Annotated in this window: 15 protein-coding genes and 2 pseudogenes; 6 read left to right on the forward strand and 11 right to left on the reverse strand. The window is 71.5% G+C overall.

Annotated features, from left to right (window positions below; genetic code table 11):
* Positions 1-44: 44 nt before the first annotated feature.
* Positions 45-245, forward strand: coding sequence for a hypothetical protein (locus tag AB0F52_RS38575; RefSeq protein ID WP_360181806.1), 201 nt, complete (start codon positions 45-47; stop codon positions 243-245).
* A gap of 40 nt (positions 246-285) precedes the next feature.
* Here AB0F52_RS38575 and AB0F52_RS38580 read toward each other — a convergent pair whose 3' ends face one another.
* The 4 genes and pseudogenes from AB0F52_RS38580 to AB0F52_RS38595 all read right to left on the reverse strand — a co-directional run bounded on the left by AB0F52_RS38580 (position 286) and on the right by AB0F52_RS38595 (position 4437).
* The gene (locus AB0F52_RS38580; protein WP_360181809.1) at positions 286-2160 is read right to left on the reverse strand and encodes a WD40 repeat domain-containing protein; all 1875 of its coding nucleotides are present in this window, start codon (positions 2158-2160) and stop codon (positions 286-288) included.
* 185 nt (positions 2161-2345) lie between these two features.
* Positions 2346-2594 (reverse strand): annotated as a pseudogene (locus AB0F52_RS38585) (leucine zipper domain-containing protein); the annotation flags it as partial.
* Positions 2595-2797: 203 nt separating this feature from the next.
* The gene (locus tag AB0F52_RS38590; protein ID WP_360181812.1) at positions 2798-3949 is read right to left on the reverse strand and encodes a nitroreductase/quinone reductase family protein; all 1152 of its coding nucleotides are present in this window, start codon (positions 3947-3949) and stop codon (positions 2798-2800) included.
* Positions 3950-3996: 47 nt separating this feature from the next.
* Complete coding sequence (locus AB0F52_RS38595) at positions 3997-4437, reverse strand: hypothetical protein (RefSeq protein ID WP_360181815.1); 441 nt, start codon at positions 4435-4437, stop codon at positions 3997-3999.
* 276 nt (positions 4438-4713) lie between these two features.
* On the opposite strand from AB0F52_RS38595, the gene AB0F52_RS38600 reads away from it, so the two are divergent.
* Positions 4714-5013, forward strand: coding sequence for a hypothetical protein (locus AB0F52_RS38600; protein WP_360181817.1), 300 nt, complete (start codon positions 4714-4716; stop codon positions 5011-5013).
* A gap of 37 nt (positions 5014-5050) precedes the next feature.
* On the opposite strand, the gene AB0F52_RS38605 is transcribed toward AB0F52_RS38600, so the two are convergent.
* From AB0F52_RS38605 to AB0F52_RS38630, 6 genes are all read right to left on the reverse strand, one after another.
* Positions 5051-6388 (reverse strand): wax ester/triacylglycerol synthase domain-containing protein, encoded by a 1338-nt coding sequence (locus AB0F52_RS38605; RefSeq protein ID WP_360181820.1) that lies wholly within the window; start codon positions 6386-6388, stop codon positions 5051-5053.
* The gene (locus AB0F52_RS38610) at positions 6385-7404 is read right to left on the reverse strand and encodes a nitroreductase (RefSeq protein ID WP_360181823.1); all 1020 of its coding nucleotides are present in this window, start codon (positions 7402-7404) and stop codon (positions 6385-6387) included. The genes AB0F52_RS38605 and AB0F52_RS38610 overlap by 4 nt, the downstream gene beginning before the upstream one ends.
* 6 nt (positions 7405-7410) lie before the next feature.
* Entirely contained in the window at positions 7411-7872 is a 462-nt protein-coding gene (locus AB0F52_RS38615; RefSeq protein ID WP_360181826.1) for a DUF6292 family protein, read from the reverse strand.
* Positions 7841-8290, reverse strand: a complete 450-nt coding sequence (locus tag AB0F52_RS38620; RefSeq protein WP_360181828.1) for a hypothetical protein — start codon at positions 8288-8290, stop codon at positions 7841-7843. Before AB0F52_RS38620 ends, AB0F52_RS38615 begins: the two co-directional genes overlap by 32 nt.
* Before the next feature lie 171 nt (positions 8291-8461).
* The gene (locus AB0F52_RS38625) at positions 8462-9196 is read right to left on the reverse strand and encodes an ABC transporter permease (protein WP_360181830.1); all 735 of its coding nucleotides are present in this window, start codon (positions 9194-9196) and stop codon (positions 8462-8464) included.
* Positions 9193-9918, reverse strand: coding sequence for an ABC transporter ATP-binding protein (locus AB0F52_RS38630; RefSeq protein WP_360181832.1), 726 nt, complete (start codon positions 9916-9918; stop codon positions 9193-9195). The genes AB0F52_RS38625 and AB0F52_RS38630 overlap by 4 nt, the downstream gene beginning before the upstream one ends.
* Before the next feature lie 166 nt (positions 9919-10084).
* Between AB0F52_RS38630 and AB0F52_RS38635 the strand changes: the two genes are divergently transcribed.
* The 4 genes from AB0F52_RS38635 to AB0F52_RS38650 all read left to right on the forward strand — a co-directional run bounded on the left by AB0F52_RS38635 (position 10085) and on the right by AB0F52_RS38650 (position 14426).
* The gene (locus tag AB0F52_RS38635; RefSeq protein ID WP_360181835.1) at positions 10085-11635 is read left to right on the forward strand and encodes an AAA family ATPase; all 1551 of its coding nucleotides are present in this window, start codon (positions 10085-10087) and stop codon (positions 11633-11635) included.
* Entirely contained in the window at positions 11635-12645 is a 1011-nt protein-coding gene (locus AB0F52_RS38640) for an NAD(P)H nitroreductase (protein WP_360182254.1), read from the forward strand. The genes AB0F52_RS38635 and AB0F52_RS38640 overlap by 1 nt, the downstream gene beginning before the upstream one ends.
* Before the next feature lie 13 nt (positions 12646-12658).
* Positions 12659-12895, forward strand: coding sequence for an SHOCT domain-containing protein (locus tag AB0F52_RS38645; protein WP_360181838.1), 237 nt, complete (start codon positions 12659-12661; stop codon positions 12893-12895).
* Positions 12896-12995: 100 nt separating this feature from the next.
* Positions 12996-14426, forward strand: a complete 1431-nt coding sequence (locus AB0F52_RS38650; RefSeq protein ID WP_360181841.1) for a wax ester/triacylglycerol synthase family O-acyltransferase — start codon at positions 12996-12998, stop codon at positions 14424-14426.
* A gap of 12 nt (positions 14427-14438) precedes the next feature.
* Here AB0F52_RS38650 and AB0F52_RS38655 read toward each other — a convergent pair.
* Positions 14439-15470: pseudogene (locus AB0F52_RS38655) on the reverse strand (CocE/NonD family hydrolase); the annotation flags it as partial.
* Positions 15471-15551 lie beyond the last annotated feature (81 nt).

Here is a 15551-nt window from a genome sequence, read left to right on the forward strand (position 1 = left end):
TCCGCCAGCCCGCAGACCAGCTGTCCGTCCGCCCGGAGTTCCCGATGACCGTTGACAGCCTGCTTGGCGCCTACCTCCGGGAGAACAGTCCCGAGGGCAGCCAAAGCATGCTCAGGTACGCGCTGACCCGCGAGGAGAACCTAGGTTTGGAAGGCGCCGCCGCCCGCGCGTACTTCCAGCTCTGGCGTGCGCTCCTCGATACCGTGCTGGGTTCACCGCCCGCAGCCAGCGCTTACTTGAGCTGAGCGAACTGCTGGACACAGGCCCACGCCTCTTGGAATGAAGTCAGTGTTTCGCAATACGATCGAGCACGATGAGGTCCCAGCCCGCCGCGATCATGAGCTCGCCGCCAGGCCCAACCGCTACGGCGCCGACAAATCGGAAGTCGAAAGTGGCGAGAACCTCACTCGTCGCGAAATCCCAGACCCGCGCGGTGCCGTCGTGGCTGGCAAGGATGGCGATGGGGCGGTTGTCGAGGGTGCCAGTGGCGATTGCTGTCACCAAGCCGGAGCCGGTGAAGGTGGTGAGTTCGTTGCCAGTGGCGATGTCCCAGGCCCGCACGGTCTCGTCGTGGCTGGCGGTGACGGCGATGGGGTGGTTGTCGAGGGTGCCAGTGGCGATTGCTGTCACCGAGCCGGCGTAGCCGGTGAAGACGGTGAGTTCGCTGCCGGTGGCGATGTCCCAGACCCGCACGGTGTCGTCGTGGGCGCCGGTGACGGCGAGGGGGCGATTGTCGAGCGTGCTGCACGCCACCCCCACCAACGAACCGCGGTGGCCGTTGAAGGTGGTGAGTTCGCTGCCGGTGGCGATGTCCCAGACCCGCACGGTGCAGTCATAGCCGGCGGTGACGGCGACGGGGCGATTGTCGAGCGTGCTGCACGCCACCGCCGCTACCCAGCCGTTGTGACCGGCGAAGGTGGTGAGCTGTTCGCCGGTGGCGATGTCCCAGACTCCCGCGGTGCCGTCGCGGCTGGCGAGGACGGCGACGGGGTGGTTGTCGACGGTGCTACATGCCACCGCCGTCGCCGAGACGGCGAAGGTGGTGACTTCGTAGCCGGTGGATAGATCCCAGACCCGCAAGGTGTCATCGCGGCTGGCGGTGATCGCGACCGGACAGCCGCTGAGCACACTGCTTGACGCAGCGACGATGAAAGAGGAGTGACCCGCGGCTGCGGGAGAATGATTGCGGCCAATGGCATATCGCCAGACCCGCGCGGTGCTGTCCATGCTGGTGCTGATGGCGACGGGGCAATTGTCGACGGTGCTGGTGGCGACCGCTGTCACCCAGTCGGTGTGCCCGGTGAAGGTGGTGAGCTGCTCGCCGGTGGCGATGTCCCAGACCCGCACGGTGCAGTCGTAGGCGCCGGTGACGGCGATGGGATGGCTGTCGAGGGTGGTGCATGCCACCGCCGCTACCTGGCCGGTGTGGCCGGTGAAGGTACTGAGCTGCTCAGCGGTAGTGATGTCCCAGACTCCCGCGGTGCCGTCGCGGCTGGCGAGGACGGCGATGGGGTGGTTGTCGAGGGTGCTGGTAGCGACCGCTGTCACCGAGCCGGAGCCGGAGCCGGTGAAGGTAGTGAGCTGCTCGCCGGTGGCGATATCCCAGACTCCCGCGGTGCCGTCGCGGCTGGCGAGGACGGCGATGGGGTCGTTGTCGAGGATGCTGCATGCCACCGCCTCTATCGGGCTGGTGTGGCCGGTGAAGCTGGTGAGCTGCTCGCCGGTGGCGATATCCCAGACTCGCACGGTGCCGCGGTAGCTGGCGGTGATGGCGATGGGGTGGTTGTCGAGGGCGCTGATAGCGACCGCTGTCACCAAGCCGCAGCCGGTGAAGGTAGTGAGCTGCTCGCCGGTGGCGATATCCCAGACTTGCACGGCGTCGTCGTCGCTGGCGGTGATGGCGATGGGGTGGTTGTCAAGGGCGCTGATAGCGACCGCTCTCAACCCGCCGGAGTGACCAGTGAAGGTGGTGTGGATTGCCGGATCGGCTTGCCTGCCGGTCGCCCAGCGTGGCCGCCAAGTCAGCGGTGCAGACAGGTCGTCTTGAAGCCGTGGAACCTGGAAGCGGGCGGCGTCGGCGGCGAGAACCTGTCGACGCCGTGTTGTTGGGAGATGGCGGTGGACGTCGATGGAGCAGCGGTACACCGCAGCCGTGAGCACACCGTCGTCTGTATTTGTTCGATGCAGGGCCAGTAGGAGAGCGTCGGGTCCCGCGTGCACGAGGTAGTCAGCGTCGGCGACCAGTGTGTCGATCTGGCCTGCGCGGGCGGCGTGGGTGGCGAGGTGCCGCAGCGTGTACGGATGGGCGCGGGTCCAGTCGCGGTGGCCCTCGAGGGTGCGCGGTACGCGGGCGATGCGGTGGGCTGGTGGTGCGGGACGCTCGAGTGGTCGAGCAGGCCCTTCTCGCCGTGGCGACGCCAGCGGTTGACCCACTTGGATGCGCATTGGCGGGAGATGCCCATCTCGGCGGCGACGTGGGCGATCGGGCGGGTCTGGCAGCGCGCGATGAGCCGGCGGCGGCCTTCGATGGACAGCGGGGCATTTACGGTGGTGCATGGACGGGTCTTTCGGTTTGGCGGATGTGTTGGTCGCACTTCTCATCCTGCCGCCGAAAGACCCGTCCCCTTGTCTCAGGCCCTGTCAGCCGCCACCAACGCCATGACCCGCAACAACTAGGACTGACTGGGCTCACCGTCCGAACGGCTCGGGCGTCGCCCTCGCTTGCATCGCACCTTGTTTTCCGTCCTCGGCGGTCAGGCGGCACGGCGCTGGTCATACAACGCCCACGCCCTCGCGATCATTCGTCGGTCGCCGGCTCGGCGACGATGCGGAAAACCGGGATGTCCGGAGCGACTTGGGCGAAGTCCTCGACCGGGGCGCGCCGGTCGACGGGGATGTGGGCCCGCGCTCCGGGTGCGCAGGCGAGATAGCGCCGAAGGATCGGCGGGCGCAGTTCGGTCGCCACCTCTTCGAGCCGGACGGCTTCGCGGCGACCGTGCCGGAGCAGCACGTGACCATCGACCGCACGAACGTTGCGCACCCATTGAGTCTGCGCGCCGAGCATCGCTACGAGGTAGCGGTCCCCATCGTGATCGGCCACGACGAGCGGAACCCGGACAAGCCGGCCGGTGCGCCTGCCGGGCACCTCCAGCGTCACGACCCGATGCCGCAGCACCCCGGCCGCGTAGATGAGCGCGGCACCGCGGTTCAGCGCCCGGGCCAAGCCTTGGGGACGCCCGCCGCGGTAAAGCCACCGGTTCACCCGCCCGCCCGGCGACGCGGTCTCGTTCGGATGGCCGTCGACGAGCGATTCGGCGTCCTGGCGGATGGTGCGCAAGGCTGCCCGCATGACGGTGCGCGCGAACGGCCGCACCAGCCACCAGTACCGCGCGAACCGGCGTGCCGACCGGGAATCGGTGGTGGCCGTGCGCGCCTCGTAGGTGACCAGCGTCCGGGACGGGCCGTAGGGGCGCAGCGACAACCCCGCCGCGATCCGGCCCCAGCCCGGCTCGGTGAATCCGGCGAAATCGTCCGGCGTCATGCCCTGCACGTCGTACCATTCGATGTCAGGCTGCCAGAACCGCCCGACGGCACCCAGGACGACCTCGCGCCCCGGGGTCTCGCCCAGCGGCAGCCATCCCGGCAGCGCGACACCCCCGCCGAACAGCTTCAGCTCCGCAGGCGGCTCGGCAGGTCCGGCTCCGTTCAGCCGCCGGGCCAGCACGGCGGGCACGCTCCGCACGAACATGGCCGCGTCCATCAACGGCGAACGGATCCGCATCACGTCCAGTTCGCGCACTGCCCGCCAAGTCTCGGCGATGCTCGCGTCGGCGACGACGTGCACGATCAGCGTCACGTCGAACCGGGGCAGGAACCGGTCGATCAGCAGGCCTTCACCGGCGAGCGCCGGCTCCCGCCGGTCATCGGCGACGAGCACGGGATCGGTCATGGCCGAACCTTTCTTCGTAGGGAACGAGACATCTGCGATGCCTGCCTTCAACGCCGCCGCACACCGGCCCGGACCAACGTCACCGCCTGGACCAGCAGCCCGATCGCGGTCCCGGCGATGCCGACGACCAGCAGGATCCGGGCCGTCAACGGCCAGTCGAAGGAGGACCCGGCGAAGTCGAAGGGGAAGACCTGCCAGATCCGGACGATGGCGACCAGACCGGCGAGCGCCGTCACCACCCCGCCGAGCGCCGTGAGCCACTCGGGGTCACACCACACGTAGACGACGCTGGTGACCAGACCCGCCACCAGGCACAGGTCGACCACGCCCACGACCAGGTGTGTTTCCGCCGTCAGGAACGGCACCACTTCCCAGCCGGGCCGGCCGTTGACGGCTACCAGCAGTGCGGCGTTGATCAGGGCACTGACGACGTAACCGGTACGGCGCGCTCGCACGGACGGGCGGCGCGTCTTCTCGCTGGTGGTCATCGTGACCTCCGTTCGCACCACGATCATCGGCCCGCGGCACCATCGGAGAGCAGAGTCTTGGGTCAACGGGCGCAGAGTCGAAAGACCGCTTCGCGCCATCCGCAGGGACCTCTGCCCCGTTCGCCGGCGCCGGGCCGGCGCCGGCCGGCACAGGACTGCTCTCCGCGTGCACGACCACCGAAACCAGCGTCCCCCTGATCCTGCCCACCGGCCCCCGGATCGGGCAGGGGGTAGCGCGGCGCCGCACCACCGGCTCGACCGCGGGCTCTCCCGCCCGTGATCGTCGGGGCCTCAGGCGACCCCGGCGGCTACGACCACGACTGGACCGTGGTGCTCGACGACTGGATCGACGGCACCAGCACCCACCCCGACGAGGTGCTCACCCTGCTACGCCACAAGACGCCGGTGACATGGGCTCGATGCACGGCATGGACAGCGGCCCAATGGCTTCGATCCCGCCCGGCCGAGCTGGACGGCGAACTCCTTCGCTACGACAGGCTCAAGCCGGCCGAGGAAGTGCGGCTACCCGCCGAGACACCCGATGTGCTGCTCCGGCCAGACCTGACCGGCGCATGATGAGCTACGACGAAACCGGCATGGCGACCATCCTCGGCTACCTGACCTGACCTCGCACCAGGTCCAGCTCGGCACGCAGGCCGTCGACGAGCACTCCGAGATCGAGACACCGGCCGTGGTCGGCGAGCACCGAGATCGTCAGGGTGCCCGCATACGACAGCACTTCGAAGACGACGGTCAGGTTGCCGGTTTCCCCCACGCTGAGCGGGATGGCCTCCCGGACCGGCGTCCCGCCGAAGGTGACCGGCTCGGCCGGACCTCGCACGTGGCTGACGAGCGTGTGCATCCGGTGCTGGTGGTTCATGTACCAGCGGTAGCCGCCGAGCGCGGCCACCGGCCGGAACAGCGGACCCAGCAGGGCGATCGGCGGTGGCCCAGTCGCGGCCGCCTTGGCGGCACGGACCTGCGCCGCGACGTGCGTCAGCCGCCCGGCCAGGTCGCCGGTGGCCGGGACGGCGACGAGCATCGGGCTGACCGCGTTGCCCAGCGCCGTGCGGTCTTCCGCGGTCCGGCCGGACACCGGCACAGTGATCACGAACGTGCCGGCGTCCTCCCCTCGGGCCAGCAGCAACCGGCGCAGGGCAGCGGCCACCGCGACCAGGACGGCGTCGTTCGCCGAAGCCCCGTACCGATGGGCGGCCGCCCGCAGCGGCTCGAGCTCGGCACGGACCACCGCGACTCGCCGGTGGGGTCCGGTCGGCGCGACGAGTGAGCACAGCGCCGCTCGCGGCGGGTGCAGACCGCCACCGGCGGAAGTGGACGCCCGCAGCGCCCGCAAGGCCAGTCCGGCCCGGCGCACCGCACGCAGCCTGCCCGCGAAGGCGTCCCGCACCAACGTGCCCGTTCCGGGTGGCGTACGCGGGAAGGGCTCCTCGGCTGCCACGGGGCCGTCGTCCACCAGGTGGGCCAGGACGGCGAGCCCGCCGACACCGTCCGCGAGCACGTGGTTCAGCACGACCACCAAGGCGGCTTCCCCGTCGGCCAAGCCGGTCACGAACACGGCCGACCACAGCGGCGCGTTCCGTGGCAGCGGGGCGGAAACCTGCGAAAGAGCCGTGTCCAGCACCGCCTGCCGGTCCCCGGGCGGCGCACACTCCGCGGTCCGGACGTGGCGGTGGATGTCGAAGGCGGCGTCGTCGACCCAGATCGGGCCCCCGCAACCCCGAGGCGGCCGGACCAACCGGCGACGCAGGCGCGGGACGGCCGGGATCCGCTCGGCGATCAGCTGCCGGACGCGGGCCGCATCGAGTCCGCGGGCTTGGCCGAGCAGCAGGAGAACGCCGAACTGCACCGGGACGTCGGCCGATTCCATCGCGAGGAAAGCGCGATCGGCGGAACTGGCGCGTTCGACGACCGGCCGCGAGGCGCGGGTCATGGTCCCGGTGGGCGAACAGCCGAGTCCGGACCTCCGGGTAGTACCTCCTGCTCCCCCCTGCGTGGCGAAGGCGGGTCGGCTTCCGCGGCGTACCCGACGCGCAGGAGCGCCTGCGGGAAGCCCGTGAGCTCCAGGTCCTCGCACAGCGCGGAGCGCACCGGCTCCAGGTGCAGCGGTTGCGTCAGCACCCCCGCCGCCAGGCCGAGGTCGACCGCGGCCAGCCACGCCCGCTCCAGCGCGTAGCCGGCCCGCACGTGGTCACCCCTGGCGTCGTCCGCGGTGACGAAGACCAGCAGCGTCTCGCCGGCGAGGTGACGCTCGAGTTCCGGCGTGGCCGGGATCTCCGTGGCGCGGCGGACCAGGCCTGCCCACGGCACCGAACCGGCCGGGACCCGGCTGGCGGGGATCCCTACTCCGTGCCGGTGGGCGTGTTCGTCCCGGATCGTCCAGAGAGACAGCTCGCGCTGGTAGCCGCTGTCGGCTTGGAAGCGTTCCGCGGCGAAGTGCAGCAGCCGGGCGACCACGGCGACCTCCCGGCCGGGCCGGACGGGCCGCGCTTCCACGCCGGGCGCTCCGCCCGCTTCGGCGAGTCTGCGCACCACAGGTGTGGGTACGGCCACCCCCTCGAAGGGCGCACGGTGGCTGGCCCGCCGGGCGATCGCTCCGAAGCGGCGCAGCTCCTCGACGGTCGGCGCGGACTCGGCGCCGGCCAGGACCCGGGCCACCAGATCCGGCTGCTTCTCGTCGGGCAGGAAAGTGACCTCCGCGGACCGGCCCAGCGCCCGGACGGCGAGTTCGAGGTTGGCCACAGCGGCGCCGCAGGACGCCACACGGTCGCGACCGTGTGGGTCGTGGTGCGGCAAAGCCGGTTCGGCTCGTTCGCGCACCCGCAGCTCCCCGGGTGCGACCTCGATCACCCACGGCTGGGTGTTGTGCACCGAGGGGGCTCGCATCATCGACCGGACGAGCACCTCGGTCTCGGCTGCCGTCCAGGCCCTGCCTTGCGCAGTGGACATCGCGGGTCACCCGATCCGGTGCAGGATCGGGACACCCGCGGCCCACAGGTTGCGCCGGTAGCGAAGCAGGCTCGCCCGCACCTCGCTCCGGTCGCCGCGCAGGTCCGGAGGTTCCGGCGCGGCTTCGGGGCCGCCGGCAGCGCGGACACCGGCGACGAACCGGCGGACACGGGGCGGCGCGGGCACGAGATCGCCGCCGAGGTACGCGAGCACCAGCAGGTCTTCACCGGAGTGGGTCTCCATGGCCAAAGACCACCCGTGGTGTTCGTCCCACAGCAGGGCGAGGTCTCGGCCCGGGCACCGCGGTAGCCGGAGGTCCAGGGCGATATAGCCCGACGTGGGACTGTCGAGGTCGACGGTGCAGGACTCCACGCCCACGCCGACCGCGGAACTCACCGCGGCCAGGTAGCCGGTCAGCCCGCTCCGCAGGCCGTGGTCACGATCGATGCCGGTCAGCAGGAGAATCACCCTCCATCACCTCGGGATGTTCGCCGGCCACATCGGACCAGCGCCCTCCTGACTCCGACATTACGATTTCGCCGCCTCCGGCGGATGGCGTCGTTGGGCCCCCATGAGAAGGACTTTCGTCATCTCGACGCCGCAGCGCGCGTAGGAGATCCGGGAGCACCGGCACGCCGGGCCGGTCGTCGATCTGCCGCACCCCGACCAGGCCGGCGAGGAGAACCGCGATCCCGGCACCGAGCAGCACCACGCGCGCCGCCGGGATGCCCGGTGGCGCCTCGCCGAGGCCGACGAGCACGCTCGCGACGGCGATCGAAACCAGCAGTGCGACCCGGCCGCCTGCCTCCACGAAACCGAACGCCCGGCCGCGCAGCTCGTCACCGACGTCGCCGCCCAGCAGCGTCCAGCCGACGAGGAAGGTCATGCCGGTCCCGGCGCCCTGGCCCACGCAGGCGGCCGCGGCCGTCCCGGGGCCCGGGGTGAGCGCCAGAGCCGCCACCGAAATCCGGCGAGCACGATCGACAACGCGAACCAGCGACGTCGTGAGAAGGCGTCGGACACCGCTCCGGGCTTCACGCTCCGCGCCACCCCGGCCTCACGGTGTGCGGCGGCGCAGGGTGGCCGCACCGAGCAACAACGCCACCACCGCGCAGCCGGCGATGATCGCGACGTTGCGGACCAACGTGCCATCGACCGTCGCCGAGTGGGTCACGTGGGTGAGCGCGTCCACCGCATACGACAGCGGCAGCACGTCCGAGACCGCGTTGAGCACCCAGCCCATCTCGTCGCGCGGGACGAACAAGCCGCACAGGAGGAACTGCGGCAGCACGAACACCGGCAGGAACTGGATCGCCTGGAACTCCGTGCGCGCGAACGCGCTGACGAACAAGCCCAGCGCCGTGCCCAGCAGCGCGTCCAGGACGACGATGAGCAACAGCGTCCAGACCGAGCCGGCGATGTCGAGGCCGAGCCAGGTCAGGCTGATTCCCGCGGCCACCAGGACCTGCAGGGTGGCCAGGAGGCCGAACGCCAGCGCGTAGCCGAAGAGCAGGTCGAGCTTGCCGATCGGCAGGGTCATCAGGCGTTCCAGTGTCCCGGTGGTGCGTTCCCGCAGGGTGGTGATCGAGGTGAGCAGGAACATGATCGTGAACGGGAAGATGCCCAGCAGCGCCGGGGCGATCCCGTTGAACCTCTGCTCGGAGTTCAAGACGTACCGCAGCAGGATCATCAGCAGGCTCGGCACGCCGATGATGAGCGCGACCGTGCGCGGGTCGTGCCGCAGCTGGGTGAGGATCCGCCGGGTGGTGGCGAAGGTGATCGCGGCACTCATCGCGTGACTCCTTCCCGGCCCTTGATCAACCGCAGGAACGCCTGCTCGAGATCGGCTGCCCCGGTCCGCGCCCGCAGCCCTTCCGGCGTGTCCTGGGCGAGCAACTTCCCTTGGTGCAGCATGAGGAGCTCGTCGCACCGGACGGCTTCGTCCATGACGTGACTGGAGATCAGGAGCGTGACCCCGGCCGTCGCCAGGCCGTGGAACAGTGTCCAGAGCTCGTCGCGCAGTTCAGGGTCCGACCCGACGGTCGGCTCGTCGAGCACCAGCAGTTCGGGGGTGCCGAGCAGCGCGACGGCCAGGTTGGCCCGGCCGCGTTGACCGCCGGACAGGCGCCCGACCAGCGTGCCGGCCGAGCTTTCCAGGCCGGTCTCGGCGATCACCCGGTCCACGTCGGACGAACGGGTCCCGAGCACAGCAGCGAAGTAACGCAGCGCCTCGGTCACGGTCAGGTCCGCGTAGATCGTCGGGTCCTGAGTCGCGTAGCCGATCCGCCGGCGCAGCTCCGGGCTGCCGGCCGGGCGGCGAAGCACGGTCACCCGGCCGGACTCGACGATCTGCACGCCGACGATCGAGCGCATCAGCGTGCTCTTGCCGCAGCCGTTGGGGCCGAGCAAGCCGGTCACCGTGCCGCGCCGGACCGCGCACCCGATGTCGCGCAGAACCTCCTGCTCTCCGCGGCGGACCCGCAGGTCCTCGACCACGATCGCCGGTTCGTCCACGGCGTGCTCCTTCCGTCCGCGTCCATGGTGTGCGTCCCCGGCCGCCGGTACAGGTGCCCGCGGTCCCGGCTTGCGGTGACTTTCGTCCCCGGTCCGGGACTTCCGGCTCCCGGCCGGTGACCTAACGCCCTTCGCGGTAGCCCCGCCGAACGGCGATCCTCGGGGGATGAACAGGACCTGGGCCGATGTGCACGAAACCCACATCGGCGCGGTCTTCCTCGTCGGAGACCTCGCCTACAAGCTGAAGAAGCCGGTCGATCTCGGCTTCCTCGACTTCTCCGCCCGCGAGACCCGGGAACGGGTGTGCCACCGGGAGGTGGAGCTGAACCGCCGGCTGGCCCCCGACGTCTACCTCGGCGTCGCCGACGTCACCGGGCCGGACGGCGCCGTGTGCGACCACCTCGTCGTCATGCGCCGCATGCCCGAGGACCGCCGCCTGTCCGCCCTGGTCCGCCGGAGCGCACCGCTGCACGCGACGATCCGGCGGCTGGCCCGGCAGCTCGCCGTCTTCCACTCGGCGGCCGAACGCGGACCCGGGATCGACGCCGACGAGACCCGGGACGCGGTCCGGGACCGGTGGCGCGCCAGCTTCGACCAGGTACGGCCGTTCCACGGCGATGTGCTCGACCCGGCCACGGCGATCGAGATCGAAGCGCTGGCCGAGGACTTCCTCGCCGGGCGTGCCGCGCTGTTCGACCGCCGGATCGCCGACGGCCACGTCGTCGACGGCCACGGTGACCTGCTGGCCGACGACGTCTTCTGCCTCGACGACGGCCCGCGTGTGCTGGACTGCCTCGAGTTCGACGACCACCTCCGGCACGTCGACGTCCTCGACGACGTCGCCTTCCTGGCCATGGATCTCGAACGGCTCGACGCCCCGGCGCTCGCGGAGCAGCTGCTCGCCGACTACCGCGAGTTCGCGGGCGACTCCGCTCCCCCGGCGCTGGTTCACCACTACCTGGCCTACCGCGCGTTCGTCCGGGTCAAGGTGGCTTGTCTCCGGCACGCCCAGGGCGATCCGGACGCGGGTGCGCTCGCGCGCGAGTACGCCGACCTCACGCTGCGGCATCTCCGGCTGGGTCAGGTGCGCCTGATCCTCGTCGGCGGAGAGCCGGGTACCGGCAAGTCGACGATCTCCGGCGGGCTGGCCGACTGGCTCGGCGCGACGCTGCTCCAGTCGGATCGGCTGCGGAAGGAGCTGGCCGCCCTCGAACCCGCCCCGCGGGCCCCGGAGGCCTACCGGCAAGGGCTCTACGACAACCGCCACACCGACGCGACCTACACGGAGCTCGTGCGCCGCGCCGGGGAACTGCTCGCGCTCGGCGAAACCGCCGTGCTGGACGCGTCGTGGAACTCCGCCCGGCACCGTGGTCTCGCCGCCGAGGCCGCCGAGCGGACGTGCACCCCGCTGGCCGCGGTGAGCTGCCAAGCGCCGGGAGAGACCGCGGCGCACCGGATCACCGGCCGAGCGGGCACCCTGTCCGACGCCAGCCCCGAAATCGCGCGCCGCATGGCCGCGGACGCCGACCCGTGGCCCGAAGCGCACCCGCTGCCGACCACGGGCACGCCGGCCGAATCGCTCGCGCGGGCGCTGGCGTACCTGGCGCCGGAGCACCCAAAGTCCCCCGCCCAGAGGCATTCCGGCCCTGCTGCCGGCGGGGTGGGCGGTGCGAAGCTCGACTCAGCAGAACACCCCGAACACGAGGAAGGCCGATGATGGAGCGAGCATTTCCGGACGAGTTCACCGTCAAGACCGCGGTGGCGATGGCCGTCCGCGCGCCGTCGGTGCACAATTCCCAGCCGTGGTACTGGCGGATCGGGCACAGCTCCCTGCACCTCTACGCCGACCCCGACCGCCTCTTGCACGAAACCGACCCCGACGGCCGCGACCTGATCCTCAGCTGCGGCGCGGCCCTGCACCACCTCCGCATCGCGTTCGCCGCGCTCGGCTGGACCGCCGAAGTGCACCGGCTGCCGAACCCGGACGAGCCCGACCACCTCGCGGCGATCACGCTGCGGCAGCACCAGCCGTCGCAGGACGAAGTCGCGATGGCGGCGGCGATCCCGCGGCGCCGGACCGACCGGCGCCGGCACAGCTCCTGGACCGTGCCCCGCGGGCACGTCGAAGCCATGGCCAAGGCCGCGGCCCTGGAAGGCACCGTCCTGCAGGTCGCCGACAACTCCGGGCGGTATCACCTGGCCACCGCGATCGAAGAGGCTTCGCAGCGGCACGCCGCGGACCCGGCCTACCGCACCGAGTTGGCGGCCTGGAGCGGCCGCCACGTCTCCCCCGACGGTGTCCCGGCCCGCAACGCCCCGGCCCCGGACGACACCCCGGGCGCGCTGCGGGCGCGCCCGTTCGCCGACCCGCTCCTGTCCCAGCCGGCCGACGCCAAGGCAGAGGACGACGAGACGGTGCTGCTGGTCTTGAGCACCGCGTCCGACGACCGGATGTCGCGGCTGCGCGCGGGCGAGGCGACCAGCGCCGTGCTGCTCACCGCGAACGCGTTCGGCCTGTCTTCGTGCCCGCTCACCGAGCCGCTGGAACTGCCCGACGTCCGCGAAACCGTGACCCAGCGGGTCACCGGCGGGTCGTACCCGCAGATGGTGCTGCGCATCGGCTGGGCCCCCGCCAACGCCGACCCGCTGCCCGCGACCCCGCGCCGTCACCTCGCCGACGTGCTGCTGCCGCTCGAAGCTCCCCCCAGGCACTTCCAGAGCCACTAGAAAGGAGCCGGTCATGCACTACTGGTATCCCGGAACGATGGGCTGGGCCGGTGGCATCGGCATGCTCGTGCTGATGGTGCTGGTGCTGGCCGCACTCGTCAGCCTTGCGTTCGTCCTGGCCCGTCGGGGGCCGCAGCCCCCAACGCCGGGCGAGACCGCGCGCCGGATCCTCGACGAGCGGTTCGCCCGCGGCGAGATCGATCAGGAAGAGTACGAACGCCGCCGTGACGCCCTGACCCGAACGAGCTGACGATGCGCCCGGCGACGATCCTCGTGGCAGCAGTATGCGGCCGCACCCTCGTCGGCTGCGGAAGCGACCAGGGCGCGGCGCCGGCCATCGAGAGGACGTCATGGACCGCCTGAGCCCCCTCGATGCGGACTTCCTGGAGATCGAGGACGAGGACCCCAGCTCGTCGCTGGCCATCGCTTCGATCGCGATCGCCGAAGGGCCCGCACCGGGCCAGGACGAGTTCGTCGCCGCGGTGCGTGCCCGGTTGGACAGGATCCCGCGCTACCACCAGAAGATCCGCACGGTGCCGTTCGACCTGGGCCCGCCGGCCTGGGTGGACGACCCGGCGTTCGACGCCGCGGCGCACTTCGGCCGGGTGGCCCTCCCCGAACCGCACGACCAGTCGGCGCTGTGCGAGCTCGTCGCCCTGCTGATGGGCGAACGGCTCGAGCGCGACCGGCCGCTGTGGGAGTTCTGGGTTATCGAGGGACTGCCGGACGGACGCTGGGCGATCCTGGCCAAGCTGCACCACGCACTGGCCGACGGCCTCGCCGCCACGCGGCTGCAGACGATCCTTTTCGGGGACGTACCGGCACCAGCCCGAAGCGAGACCGCGCCCGACCCCGGTGCGGCCAGACTGCTGCTGGACGCGGCGGGTTCGCTGCTGCGCACGCCGTGGGACCAGGCGCGCCTGGTCGGCCGGGAACTGCTGCACCCGAATCGGCTGGCCCGCCGCGTGAGCGACGCCGCCCGCGGTCTCGCCGCGATGACGTCGGCGCTGCTGCCCGCGTCGCCGACCCCGCTGACCGGACCGCTGGGGCGGGACCGCCGGTACGCCACCGCGTCGGTGGCACTGGCCGACGTGAAGGCCGTGGCGAAGGCACACGACGTGACGGTGAACGACGTCCTGCTGGCCGCCGTCACCGGCGGGTTCCGGGAACTCCTGCTGCACCGCGGCGAGACTCCGGCCGCGGACAACGTGCGGTCCCTGGTGCCGGTGTCCGTGCGGACCGGGACCGCCCTGGACAACGAAGTCTCGCTTCTGCTGCCGCTGCTGCCGGTCGACTTGGCCGACCCGGTGCAGCGCCTCATCCGCGTGCACCGCCGCTTGGACGCGCTCAAGGCGGGCAAGGAAGCCGACGCCGGCGCCCTGGTCACCGCGACCGCCGCGCACGAGCCGTTCGCGCCGGTCGCCTGGGCGATCCGGGCCGCCGCGCACTTGCCGCAGCGGAACATCGTCACGGTGACGACCAACGTGCGCGGCCCGGCCGAACCACTGTCCGCGCTCGGCCGCCGGATCGTCGAGATCTACCCGTACGTCCCGATCGCGCTGCGCGTCCGGACCGGCGTGGCAATGCTCAGCTACGCCGGTCGGGTCACCTTCGGGATCACCTCCGACGCCGACACAATCCCTGAAACGGACCTGCTGGCCAAGGCGATCGAACGGGAGGTCCAGGCCCTGCGCGCGACGGCCCCTGAGTCCGTCACGTCCCGGGGGTGGGGTCACCGGGACGACGACCCGGGAGATCGCCAGGTCGATCGTCCGGTGTGACGGCCGCCTCTCCGTCGCCGTAGCGGGGTCGTCGCCGGTTCCGAGGTTGCGCTCCCAGCGCGGATGCGCCCCGCCCGCGACGATCAGCCGGATCCGGTTACCCGGCGCGAACCGGTGCGCGGTGGCGTCGAGCTCCACCCGGACCACGCCCGGCGGCGTCGACGGAGCGAGCCGGACGAACCCGTCGGCAACGTTGCGTGAACGGCCTCGGGTGTCCACTTCGGACAGGCGGACGAACAAGTCGGCGAAAGGGTTGTCGGCCGTGTGACCCAGTTCGACAACCGGGCTGCCGAGGACCTCGAGCTCCTCGGTCAACGGGCCCGATGTGAAGGCCAGCACGTCGGCACGCGAAGCGAGCACACTGTCGTCCGTGTAGCCCGCGGTCACCCCCGGCGAAACCTGCGTGACGAACGCGCCACCGCAGGTAGGAGTCGGGTCGGCCGGGTCGTAGGTGAACTCGCTCGTTTCCCCCGGGTCGGCCGGTCGAGCGGCCAGGAGCCCGCCGGAGCGGGGATGAAGGATGTGCTCGGCCGTGGCCGGCGGCCAGGCGGGGAGGTCGCGCCACTCCTGGCCCGGACCGCTGACGAACACCTTGACCGGCATGGCGCGGCGCCGGTCGCCGGCCAGGTGCTCGTCGAACCAGGCGAGGGCGTCCGGAAGCAGGACGCGGGTACCCGCGGCACCTCCCTGCGCATGCGTCCACGGGCCCATCGTGAGCCCAACGTCGACACCCCGGCCGGCCAGCCGCGCGTACGCGGCCAGCGTCTGCCGGAGGAATCCGTCCTGCCAGCCACCCTGAAGCAGCACAGGGACGTTCACCCGGTCCAGCGCTTCGGTCAGGTCGGCGCGCCTCCACCACGGATCGCCCAGATCCCGCCGGCTGATCCACTCGCGGAACCAGGGCGCCTCCTCGCCCATCACCTCTTCCGCGGCGTCAGCCAGCGGAAGCGCGGTCAGGGCCTTCGCGATCCGGCGCCGGGCGGACAAAACCGCGGCAATGCGCGGCACGATGGGCTTTCCTGCTTCGTCGCGACGAACGACCATTCGAACATCGTGCTGAGCAGAAACGCCCCGCCGGTGTAGACGAACGCTCCGAAGTCGTGCGGCGCGCACACGATGACCGCG

The organism is Amycolatopsis sp. NPDC024027, assembly GCF_040638975.1.
Taxonomy (GTDB): domain Bacteria; phylum Actinomycetota; class Actinomycetes; order Mycobacteriales; family Pseudonocardiaceae; genus Amycolatopsis.

Excerpts from the sequence above, each read along its gene's own strand:
- AB0F52_RS38620 (WP_360181828.1), bottom strand. The coding sequence starts at position 8,290 with ATGACCTTCCTCGTCGGCTGGACGCTGCTGGGCGGCGACGTCGGTGAC.
- AB0F52_RS38605 (WP_360181820.1), bottom strand. The coding sequence starts at position 6,388 with ATGACCCGCGCCTCGCGGCCGGTCGTCGAACGCGCCAGTTCCGCCGAT.
- AB0F52_RS38595 (WP_360181815.1), bottom strand. The coding sequence starts at position 4,437 with ATGACCACCAGCGAGAAGACGCGCCGCCCGTCCGTGCGAGCGCGCCGT.
- AB0F52_RS38590 (WP_360181812.1), bottom strand. The coding sequence starts at position 3,949 with ATGACCGATCCCGTGCTCGTCGCCGATGACCGGCGGGAGCCGGCGCTC.
- AB0F52_RS38635 (WP_360181835.1), top strand. The coding sequence starts at position 10,085 with ATGAACAGGACCTGGGCCGATGTGCACGAAACCCACATCGGCGCGGTC.
- AB0F52_RS38640 (WP_360182254.1), top strand. The coding sequence starts at position 11,635 with ATGGAGCGAGCATTTCCGGACGAGTTCACCGTCAAGACCGCGGTGGCG.
- AB0F52_RS38610 (WP_360181823.1), bottom strand. The coding sequence starts at position 7,404 with ATGTCCACTGCGCAAGGCAGGGCCTGGACGGCAGCCGAGACCGAGGTG.
- AB0F52_RS38625 (WP_360181830.1), bottom strand. The coding sequence starts at position 9,196 with ATGAGTGCCGCGATCACCTTCGCCACCACCCGGCGGATCCTCACCCAG.
- AB0F52_RS38645 (WP_360181838.1), top strand. The coding sequence starts at position 12,659 with ATGCACTACTGGTATCCCGGAACGATGGGCTGGGCCGGTGGCATCGGC.
- AB0F52_RS38650 (WP_360181841.1), top strand. The coding sequence starts at position 12,996 with ATGGACCGCCTGAGCCCCCTCGATGCGGACTTCCTGGAGATCGAGGAC.
- AB0F52_RS38575 (WP_360181806.1), top strand. The coding sequence starts at position 45 with ATGACCGTTGACAGCCTGCTTGGCGCCTACCTCCGGGAGAACAGTCCC.